The following is an 8760-nucleotide window of genomic DNA, read 5'->3' as shown; positions in this document are numbered from 1 at the left end:
CCCGGCTGCTCGCCCGGGCGATGACCGACGCGGCCCTGCCGCGCGGCGCGCAGGTACTCGACGCGTGCACCGGAACCGGTGCGCTGGCGATCCACGCCGCCCGGTCCGGGGCGGCGGCCGTCACCGCGGTGGACCTGTCACGCGCCGCGCTGGCCTCGGCCTGGTTCAACAGCCGGCTGTACGGGGTGCGGCTGGAACTGCTGTGCGGAGACGTCACCCGGGTGGTCGCGGGCCGCACGTTCGACGTGGTGGTCGCCAACCCGCCGTATGTACCCAGCGAAACCCACCCGCCCGAGGACGGCCCCGCGCGCGCCTGGGACGCCGGCTGGCACGGCCGCCATCTGCTGGACCCCCTGTGCGAGATGATGCCGCAGTTGCTCGCCGTCGGCGGTACCGCGCTGATCGTGCACTCCGCGGTCTCGGGTATCGCCGCCACGCTTACCCGGTTGCGTGCGGGTGGGTTGAAGGCGACCGTGGTGGCCCGCACCGTCATCCCGTTCGGGCCGGTGATGCGCAGCCGGCTGGAGTGGCTGCGGGAACGCGGCCTGATCCAGCCCGAACAAGAGCACGAGGAATTGGTGGTGATCCGTGCCGACCGAACCCGCTGACACACCGCCCGGCCCCGACGAGTTGCTCGCCGCGATCCGCCACGCCGACCCCGCGACGGCGGACGACGCGGCGGCGGACGATGCTTCCGGCCCCCGGCCGGAACCGGCCCCCGGCCCACCGGACGCGGCGAACCCGGTACGCCGGATCACCTTCACCGCCGAGGGTCCGGCGCTGGTGGAGGGCCCGCTGGAGGTGATCACCCCGAAGGGTGACCACATGCTCGCCGACCGCTTCCTGGTCGCGCTGTGTACCTGCAAACGTTCCGGGAGCTACCCGCTGTGCGATACGAGCCATCGCCGCCGGGCCCGGCGCTCCGGAAATGATCGAGAAGGGAGGTAGAGGGTATGTCGTCCATGGATCCCGACCCCGCCGAAACCCCTGATCTGGAACCGGGCGGCGGAGTCCCACCGGGCTCCACACCGCCCGATACTCCGCAGACTTCCGGGTTGTCGGCGGAGGAGCCGGCCACGCGTCATCACTTCCCCCCGACCGGAGTCCTGGCGGTGGTCCTGACGATCGCCCTGGTCGCCGCGTTCGTGGTGGTGGCGGTGGCCCTGGTGATCACGGTCGTGAGCTGATTGGCGGTGCCGTTTCCGGGTAGCCGCCCGGTATGGCTCCGACCCTTCAGCAGTTGCTCCATGCGCTGACACGAGCCGCGAATGCGCTGACGCACCACGACGTCCCCTTCGCCGTGGCGGGCGGCTGCGCGGTCTATGCCCGGGGCGGACCGCCCTCCGATCACGATGTCGATCTCTTCGTCAAACCCGCCGACAGCGGGCGGGCGCGCAGTGAACTGGCCCGCGCGGGACTGCGTATCGCCGACGCCGCCGAGGATTGGCTCACCAAGGCCTACGACGGCGATACCCTCATCGATGTCATCCACCGGCCCAACAATCGCGAGGTGGACGACGCCCTGCTGGCCCGGGCGGAGATCATGCGGGTCGGGCCGACAATGGCGCCGGTGGTGCACGGCACCGATCTGCTGGTCGACAAACTGCTGGTCTTCGACGCCCACCGGCTGGACCTGAGCCCGCTGTTGCGTATCTCCCGCGATCTGCGCGAACAGGTGGATTGGCCGTCGGTGCGCGCCCAGACCGAACATTCGCCCTACGCGCGGGCGTTCCTCGGGTTGATCGACGATCTCGGCATCGCCGACACCCGGGCCGATGATCGAACCTCAGGAAAGGCCGGATAGATGTCGGAAACCCAGAACCGTCCGCCCGGCCGGCCACCGGAGTACCTGGCCGCCGAACTACACCGGGCTTTGACCGAGGATCCACATTGCGCCGAACAGGGTGTGCGGGTGCGGATCCGGGGCGATGTGGTGGTGCTCGACGGCGAAGTGGGTACCGCGGAGCGGCGGCGCCGGCTCGAGGACGTGGTGCACGAGATAGCCCCGGACGCACAGATCCACAACGACGTACATGTGACCGCGACGCCCGGCCCGGGCGAATGCGAGGACCTCGGTGACTGACACCGGGCGGAAGGGAGTGCACCGATGCGGATCGCCGCTGTGGGGGATGTCCATCTGGGGACCGATTCGCGGGGCATGCTGCGGCCCGCGCTACGCGGCCTACCGGACCACGCCGATGTCCTGCTGTTGGCCGGTGATCTGACCAATCACGGGACCCTGCCCGAAGCCGAGGTGGTGGCCACGGAATTCGCCGATGTCGGCGTCCCGGTCATCGCGGTCCTCGGCAACCATGATTATCACAGCGATCTCTCCGACGAGATCACGGAAATGCTGGCCACGGCCGGGATCACGGTCCTCGAAGGCAGCGCCACCACGGTCACGATCGGCGATCGCACGCTGGGCGTCGCGGGAACGAAGGGCTTCGGCGGCGGGTTCGCCGGGAAATGCGCCAGCGTATTCGGCGAACACCTGATGCGCGAGTTCGCCGGGCACACCGTGGAGTTGGCCACCCGGCTCGATACCGCGCTGGCCGAGCTCGACACCGATGTCACGGTGGTCCTCACCCACTACTCCCCCGTCAGCGACACTCTGCACGGTGAACCGCGGGAGATCTACCCGTTTCTGGGTTCCTACCTGCTCGGTGAGCCCATCGACACCCACCGGGCGGATCTGGCGCTGCACGGGCACGCCCACGCCGGGTGCGAACGCGGCACCACACCCGGCGGTATCCGCGTCCGCAATGTCGCCCAGCCGGTCATCCGCTCGGCCTTCGCGGTGTACGAACTGCATCCGCGGCAGACGCGCGTGCGGGAGCACAGCGAAACCGCGTTGACCGGATGACCGGGCCGCCTACTGCGCGAACGCGGCCTCGATACCGTCGAACCAGGCCGCTTCCTCGAGCAGCCGGGTGCTGCGCCAGCCGTCGGGAGTCCGGATGAGGTCGTGGTTGTACCAGCCGCCGCAGGTGAACTGTTTGCCCGGGGACACGATCATCGGGTTGAAGAACATGGCCCGCACCTTCGCGGTGTCGCCGTCGAGGTCGACCGCGATATTGGAGATGAAATGCTGGGTGCGGGCGAACAGGTTCAGCTGCTCGGTCAGCCGGGCCACCACGGTGTCGAGATCGCCGACCGGGCCGCCGGCCGTGCTGTAGTCGATCTGCGCATCGGCCGTGAACACTGTGCGGTACAGCGCCCAGTCCTTGCTGTCGACGGCGGTGGCGTAGCGGGTGAGCAGATCGGTGATCTCGAGCCGATCGGCGAGGGTCGCTGAATCCATCCCTCCATACAACCGCACCGCCGCGGTGTCCGGGCGGGTTCGGTCTCAGCGGCCGCGGAAGATCCGATGCGCGGTTTACCGGCGCCGGAGAGGTTCTCGAAGTCGCCGCGTTCGGTGGCTTCCCGGATCTTGCGATCGACCCAGGACTCGAAGCCGACACCCACGGGTTTACGCTCGGTCATCGTGCCTCCTCACCGTCTCCCACCACGGTAACGCTGCGCTCCGGCAGCGGCGCCGGGGTGACCCGTGCAACCACGGGCCACCCCCGGGCTCAGGCCCCGTTGGTGGTGGTGCTGCGGGCGCGGCCGGAACGGGCCCGGCGGCGCTCCGCCTGGAGGTCGGCGAGCTCCTGCTCGAGGATATCGGCGACCCGGAACTGCCCGGTGTCGTAGCCGTCGGAGGAGCGGACGACGTCGAGGAACTCGTCGGTCTCCTTGTCCCCGGACATCTTGCCCTTGCTCTCCGCGGAACCGTTCCTGGTGCCGTCGGAGGAACCCTTACCCAGCCCCGAGAGTTTCTTGGGTTTGGTCACCGGAAGCTTGTCGGTGGTATCGGCGGTTTTCGTCGCGGCCGAGTCCCCTTCGAACAGGGACGAATTGGCGGCCATCTCATCGAGCAGCGAACTGGTCCGCCCGATCAACCCGGAGGTGACCTCCGCCAGATCCCCCGACCGGCGTTTTCCCGTATCACCGCCCTTGCCGTCCGGCCGGAAGGCCGAACCACTCGATGCGGAACCCGCTGTCTTCGTACTGCCCGCCTCCAGCGCAGCCGGTTTCGGCTCGGACTGGACCGCCGGGACTTCGGTCGCCAGCTTCGCGTGATCGAGCCGCAGGCTCACCCGGGGCAGGCTGTTGCGGATCTGATCCGCGGGGTCGGGCAGCACCCGGACCTGTTCGGTGGCCCGCAGGATCGCCATACCGTAGCGACTGCTCGCCGCGTCGTGGATGAGCAGCGCGACACCGATCATCACCGGGGCGACCGCGTGCACGGCGGCGTCATACCATTCACCGACCCGCAGATAGGGGTAGGTGTTCAGTCCGACGGTCAGGGCGAGCAGCGCGATCTCGGCGGCGGCCACCTGTTTCCGGTTGTTGATCACCCCCCACTCCGCGACCTTGTTGGTACCGATCATGATGATGATCAAGCAGACACTGATCATCGCTTCCAGCAGATAGCTGAACCAGAACAGCGGATCGGACGCACCGGTGGGGGCGATGTTCTGCTGCACGTTGACGGCCGACCAGAGCATCCCCGCACCGACCACACCGGCCAGCGCACGCAACGACCAGGATCGATGCCGGTACAGCGAGGCGAGTTTGGCGTGCGGGCTGGACTCCCGGCGCTGAGCGGCGATGGCTTTACGGGCGAGCAAGAGGTCGCGCATATCCGCCTTCTCGATCTGCTCGGTGGTCTGCCTGGCCCGATCGTTGGCCGAGGCGACCGCTTGGATCTCCTTCCAGCGCTGCCCGCGCTCCTGTTCGCGGATGCGCTCGGCGAGTTCACGTTCGGCGCGTAGCTCCGTTTCCGACAGTGCCTCGGTGAGGGCGGGGTCGAACTGGTAGGCCAGCCGGCCCCGAGCGTGCTCGACGCGCTGAGCCAGTTGCGTGACATCGTCCTCGAGTGGCGGTTCGACAGTCATTACGGCTCCCGCCTCGGGTGATTCGATGGCAGACAAGTAGTCACGCCCGGGTACGGTACCGGCCTTTGCTCCGCGATGCATCGTCACGGTCGAATCAGCCGAATTCCGTGGGCGTTCACAGGCTGTTCACGAGTTCCCCCGGCAGCCCGGCGTTTCCGCGTCCGCGGGTGCACGTCACGACCCGGCGAGGGCCGCCGGCGCGGCCGCTCACAGGTCGTCCAAGGTGGTCAGGACCGCTTTCACCACGGGACGCGCCTCGGGGACCGGAGCGAGCGGATACACATGGAACAGGCCGGGTTCGGCGATGAGACGCACGCGCGCGCCGGCGCGTGCGGCGAATGCGCGCGCGTCGGGGTACAGGATGTCGTGCGTGCCGACGAAGAGATCCGTTTCCGGTAGCCCGTCCACCGGACCGTTGATCGGGCTGAGTTCCGGCAGCCCGAGGTCGTCCCCGCCGGCCCAGACGCGTCCCGCCTCGAGCAGCCCGGGGCGCGCCAGCCACGGATCGTCCGCCTGCACCCGGTCGATCTCCGGTGCGGACAGACGCATATCGAGACACGGCGCGAACAGGATCAGCCGCGCCGGGCCGGGCAGTCCGGCGTCCGGCAGTGCCTGGGCGAGCAGCAGCGCCAGGGTGCCACCGGCGGAATCCCCGGCGAGTACCACCCGCCCGGGCTCCACCGCGTCGATCACCTCCCGATACACCGCGAGCAGATACGGCCGCGCCGACCGGTAGGTGTACCGCGGCGCCAGCGGATAGATCGGCACCTCAACCCGGTGCCCGGCCGTGACGAGCCGATCGATGAACCGCCAGTGCCACCAGCTGATCTCCCGGAAGAAGCTACCGCCGTGCAGATAGAGCACGACTTTCCCGGACTCCGGGGCCGTCCGGGGCGTCACGCGGTAGCAGGGGAAGCCGTCGACGAGGCGGTTTTCGACCCGGTGCCGGCGCCGCAGCCGCCGCGGCGGGGTGTGGGGGCCGGCGGGTTCGGCCATGGCGACCCGGGCCTTCTCCGCGGTCGCCATACCGCGTTGGCGGGTGACCCGCAGGAACACCGACAGCGCCCGGGCGCGGCGACTGACCATGAATGTCCACTCCCTCCGTATCCGCCCGCCGGGCGGAACCGGACCGGTCCCGGCTCTGCGGAGCATATTCCGATGCGTCCACCGGCGGGCGCTCTACCTTCGTCGGATGTGCGACGACAGGCCGTACCGGTACCGGACGCACTACGTCTGCCCCGCGTGCCGGATATCGCAGAAACGCCGGAGTCGGCGGCCCGGGGCGGATCCGCATTCGGCCGTGCGGTACGGTTGCCCCGTTGTGGATTCGAAATGTATTGCGCCGGACCGGACTTCCCCACGCCCGGACGAGACGGCCGCGCTCCCCGGTCGGTGGTCGCCGCGGTTTTGAGCGCCGGTATGCGTTACGACGGCTACGACAGCTGCGGCCGGGAGCGGAAGTTCCGTCCACGCATCCGTGCCGCACTCCGGGCCCGCCGCGAATACGCAGCACGGCACGAGCTGCCATCGGCCGACACCCTGTCCCGGCGCGACCCCTGGCGCGCAGTTCCCCGGTAGTAGCCGGACCTACGGCACCGGCCGGAAACGCCGGTGCTCACCCGCCGTGGCGGCGGGTGAGCACCGGGGTTCACTTCCTGGCGCGCTTCTCCCGGATCCGGACCGAGATCCGCACCGGCGACCCGTCGAACCCGAACTCCTCGCGCAGCCGCCGCTCCAGGAACCGGCGATAGCCGGCCTCCAGGAACCCGGTGGTGAACAGGACGAAGGTCGGTGGCCTGGTGGTGGCCTGGGTGGCGAACAGCACCCGGGGCAGCCGCCCGCCGCGCATGGGCGGCGGAGTCGCGGCGACCACCTCTTTCAACCAGGTGTTCAAGCGGCCGGTCGAAATCCGTTTGTCCCAGGATTCCAGTGCGGTCTCCATGGCCGGGACGAGCTTCTGCACCGCCCGGCCCGTCTGCGCGGAGATATTGACCCGCTGCGCCCACGGCACCCGCACCAGATCGCGATCGACCTCGCGCTCGAGTTGCAGGCGGCGGTCCTCGTCCACCAGATCCCATTTGTTGAACGCCAGCACCAGGGCCCGCCCGGAGTCGGCGACCAGGCTGATCACCCGTAGGTCCTGTTCGGTGATGGGCTGCGCGGCGTCGATCAGCATGATGGCCACCTCGGAGGCCTCCAGGGCCGATTTGGTGCGCAACGAGGCGTAGTACTCGGTACCGCTGGCATTGGCGACCTTGCGCCGCAGCCCCGCGGTATCGACGAAACGCCAGACCTTGCCGCCCAGTTCCACCAGCGAATCGACCGGATCGACCGTGGTGCCGGCGATATCGTGCACCACCGACCGCTCGTCACCGCTCAGCTTGTTCAGCAGACTCGATTTACCGACATTCGGTTTTCCGACCAGCGCCACCCGGCGCGGCCCGCCGCCGGGCCCGCCGAGTTCCCGCGGGGTCTCCGGCAGCACGTCGAGCACATCGTCGAGCAGGTCACCGGTCCCGCGGCCGTGCACGGCGGAGACCATCCGCGGTTCCCCGAGACCCAGCGACCACAGCGCGGCCGCATCGGCCTCCAAGCGCTGGTCGTCGACCTTGTTGGCAACCAGGATGACCGGTGTCTTCGCCCGCCGCAGCACCTTCACGGCGGCCTCGTCGGTGGCGGTCGCGCCGACCACCGCGTCGACCACCAGCACAATGGCGTCGGCCGTGTTCATGGCGAGTTCGGCCTGCCGCGCCACCGACTGCTGCAGCCCCTTGGCGTCCGGTTCCCAGCCGCCGGTGTCCTGCACCCAGAAACGGCGGCCCGCCCAGTTGGCTTCGTAGGAGACCCGGTCCCGGGTCACCCCGGGCACATCCTCGACCACGGCTTCGCGGCGGCCCAGAATACGGTTCACCAGCGTCGATTTACCGACATTCGGGCGTCCGACCACAGCCAGCGTGGGCATCGGCACATGGTCGGCGGCCTCCGCGTCACCGGCGAGATCGGTGAGCTCCCAATCCGATTCGTCGCTCCATACGCCGTCGCCGGCGAGTACGTCACTCACGGTGTCCTCGCTCATCCGGCAGCTCCCCGGCTGCGCGCCGCGGCACGATCCCGCGGCCGGTCCAACTGCCGGCCGACCTCGCGGTACAGCTCCTCGATGGTCTCGTCCATGGTCAGTTCGCTGGTGTCGACCTGCACCGCGTCCTCGGCCCGCCGCAGCGGCGACACCGCGCGCGTCGAATCGAGGCGGTCACGGCGCTCCACATCGGCGAGTACCCCCGCATAGTCGTCCCCGCGGCCCTCGGCGATATTCTGCTGATTACGGCGATGGGCGCGCGCCCGCGCGGACGCGGTCAGATAGATCTTGGCGTCGGCGTCGGGCAGGACGGTGGTACCGATATCGCGGCCCTCGACCACGATCCGGCCCGCGCTCACCGTGATCTCACGCTGCAGCGCCACCAGTTGCTCCCGGACCTCCGGCACCGCCGAGACGGCCGATACCGCCGCGGTGACCTCGGCGCCGCGGATCTCGGTACGCACATCGTCGCCGTCGAGTTCGATCAGTTCCCGTTCGGGATCGGTACCGATCCGCAACGGCATATCGGTGACCGTCGCCGCCACCGCGGCGGAATCCGCCGGGTCGACCCCCGCACGCAGCACCTGCAACGTGGCGACCCGGTACATGGCGCCGGTATCGAGGTAGCGGGCCGAAAGCCGTGCCGCCAGCCGCCGCGACACACTGGACTTCCCGGTCCCCGAGGGACCGTCCATCGCGACGACCAGGGACCGGTCGCGGGCCGGATCCACGACGACCCCCACC

The 8760-nt window shown here is 69.5% G+C and carries 11 protein-coding genes and 1 pseudogene; 6 read left to right on the top strand and 6 right to left on the bottom strand.

Features of this window, described 5'->3' with window-relative positions; genetic code table 11:
* Positions 1 to 5 precede the first annotated feature (5 nt).
* The 6 genes from ACLML9_RS13065 to ACLML9_RS13040 are packed head-to-tail and all read left to right on the top strand — an operon-like array spanning position 6 to position 2863.
* On the top strand, positions 6 to 608 hold the full coding sequence (locus ACLML9_RS13065) for a methyltransferase domain-containing protein (RefSeq protein ID WP_411945768.1): 603 nt from the start codon (positions 6 to 8) through the stop codon (positions 606 to 608).
* Complete coding sequence (locus tag ACLML9_RS13060) at positions 589 to 948, top strand: CDGSH iron-sulfur domain-containing protein (RefSeq protein ID WP_411945765.1); 360 nt, start codon at positions 589 to 591, stop codon at positions 946 to 948. Before ACLML9_RS13065 ends, ACLML9_RS13060 begins: the two co-directional genes overlap by 20 nt.
* A 5-nt stretch (positions 949 to 953) precedes the next feature.
* Positions 954 to 1187, top strand: coding sequence for a DUF6480 family protein (locus tag ACLML9_RS13055; RefSeq protein ID WP_030521238.1), 234 nt, complete (start codon positions 954 to 956; stop codon positions 1185 to 1187).
* Positions 1188 to 1219: 32 nt separating this feature from the next.
* Positions 1220 to 1804 carry a hypothetical protein gene (locus tag ACLML9_RS13050; protein WP_411945764.1) on the top strand — a complete coding sequence of 195 codons (585 nt, stop codon included), beginning with the start codon at positions 1220 to 1222 and terminating at the stop codon, positions 1802 to 1804.
* The gene (locus tag ACLML9_RS13045; RefSeq protein WP_411945763.1) at positions 1805 to 2083 is read left to right on the top strand and encodes a BON domain-containing protein; all 279 of its coding nucleotides are present in this window, start codon (positions 1805 to 1807) and stop codon (positions 2081 to 2083) included.
* A 24-nt stretch (positions 2084 to 2107) separates the two neighbouring features.
* Positions 2108 to 2863, top strand: a complete 756-nt coding sequence (locus ACLML9_RS13040) for a metallophosphoesterase family protein (RefSeq protein WP_411945762.1) — start codon at positions 2108 to 2110, stop codon at positions 2861 to 2863.
* A 9-nt stretch (positions 2864 to 2872) separates the two neighbouring features.
* Here ACLML9_RS13040 and ACLML9_RS13035 read toward each other — a convergent pair whose 3' ends face one another.
* From ACLML9_RS13035 to cmk, 6 genes and pseudogenes are all read right to left on the bottom strand, one after another.
* Positions 2873 to 3301 carry a nuclear transport factor 2 family protein gene (locus ACLML9_RS13035; RefSeq protein ID WP_411945761.1) on the bottom strand — a complete coding sequence of 143 codons (429 nt, stop codon included), beginning with the start codon at positions 3299 to 3301 and terminating at the stop codon, positions 2873 to 2875.
* Between the two features lie 80 nt (positions 3302 to 3381).
* Positions 3382 to 3483 (bottom strand): annotated as a pseudogene (locus tag ACLML9_RS13030) (DnaJ family domain-containing protein); the annotation flags it as partial.
* Between the two features lie 89 nt (positions 3484 to 3572).
* On the bottom strand, positions 3573 to 4940 hold the full coding sequence (locus ACLML9_RS13025) for a hypothetical protein (protein ID WP_411945760.1): 1368 nt from the start codon (positions 4938 to 4940) through the stop codon (positions 3573 to 3575).
* 207 nt (positions 4941 to 5147) lie between these two features.
* Positions 5148 to 6026, bottom strand: coding sequence for an alpha/beta hydrolase fold domain-containing protein (locus ACLML9_RS13020; RefSeq protein WP_411945759.1), 879 nt, complete (start codon positions 6024 to 6026; stop codon positions 5148 to 5150).
* A 562-nt stretch (positions 6027 to 6588) separates the two neighbouring features.
* Positions 6589 to 8016, bottom strand: a complete 1428-nt coding sequence (der, locus tag ACLML9_RS13015) for a ribosome biogenesis GTPase Der (protein ID WP_411945758.1) — start codon at positions 8014 to 8016, stop codon at positions 6589 to 6591.
* Positions 8013 to 8711, bottom strand: coding sequence for a (d)CMP kinase (gene cmk, locus ACLML9_RS13010; RefSeq protein WP_411945767.1), 699 nt, complete (start codon positions 8709 to 8711; stop codon positions 8013 to 8015). The genes der and cmk overlap by 4 nt, the downstream gene beginning before the upstream one ends.
* Positions 8712 to 8760: the final 49 nt, after the last annotated feature.

This window comes from Nocardia sp. NPDC002869, assembly GCF_046764065.1.
Classification (GTDB): domain Bacteria; phylum Actinomycetota; class Actinomycetes; order Mycobacteriales; family Mycobacteriaceae; genus Nocardia; species Nocardia rhamnosiphila.
This window is presented reverse-complemented; position numbering and strand designations above follow the sequence as displayed.

Bases quoted from the DNA above. Each gene is read 5' to 3' on its own strand.
- ACLML9_RS13055 (WP_030521238.1), top strand. From the start codon at position 954: ATGTCGTCCATGGATCCCGACCCCGCCGAAACCCCTGATCTGGAACCG.
- ACLML9_RS13050 (WP_411945764.1), top strand. From the start codon at position 1,220: ATGGCTCCGACCCTTCAGCAGTTGCTCCATGCGCTGACACGAGCCGCG.
- ACLML9_RS13045 (WP_411945763.1), top strand. From the start codon at position 1,805: ATGTCGGAAACCCAGAACCGTCCGCCCGGCCGGCCACCGGAGTACCTG.
- ACLML9_RS13040 (WP_411945762.1), top strand. From the start codon at position 2,108: ATGCGGATCGCCGCTGTGGGGGATGTCCATCTGGGGACCGATTCGCGG.
- ACLML9_RS13035 (WP_411945761.1), bottom strand. From the start codon at position 3,301: ATGGATTCAGCGACCCTCGCCGATCGGCTCGAGATCACCGATCTGCTC.
- ACLML9_RS13025 (WP_411945760.1), bottom strand. From the start codon at position 4,940: ATGACTGTCGAACCGCCACTCGAGGACGATGTCACGCAACTGGCTCAG.
- ACLML9_RS13020 (WP_411945759.1), bottom strand. From the start codon at position 6,026: ATGGTCAGTCGCCGCGCCCGGGCGCTGTCGGTGTTCCTGCGGGTCACC.
- der (WP_411945758.1), bottom strand. From the start codon at position 8,016: ATGAGCGAGGACACCGTGAGTGACGTACTCGCCGGCGACGGCGTATGG.
- cmk (WP_411945767.1), bottom strand. From the start codon at position 8,711: ATGGACGGTCCCTCGGGGACCGGGAAGTCCAGTGTGTCGCGGCGGCTG.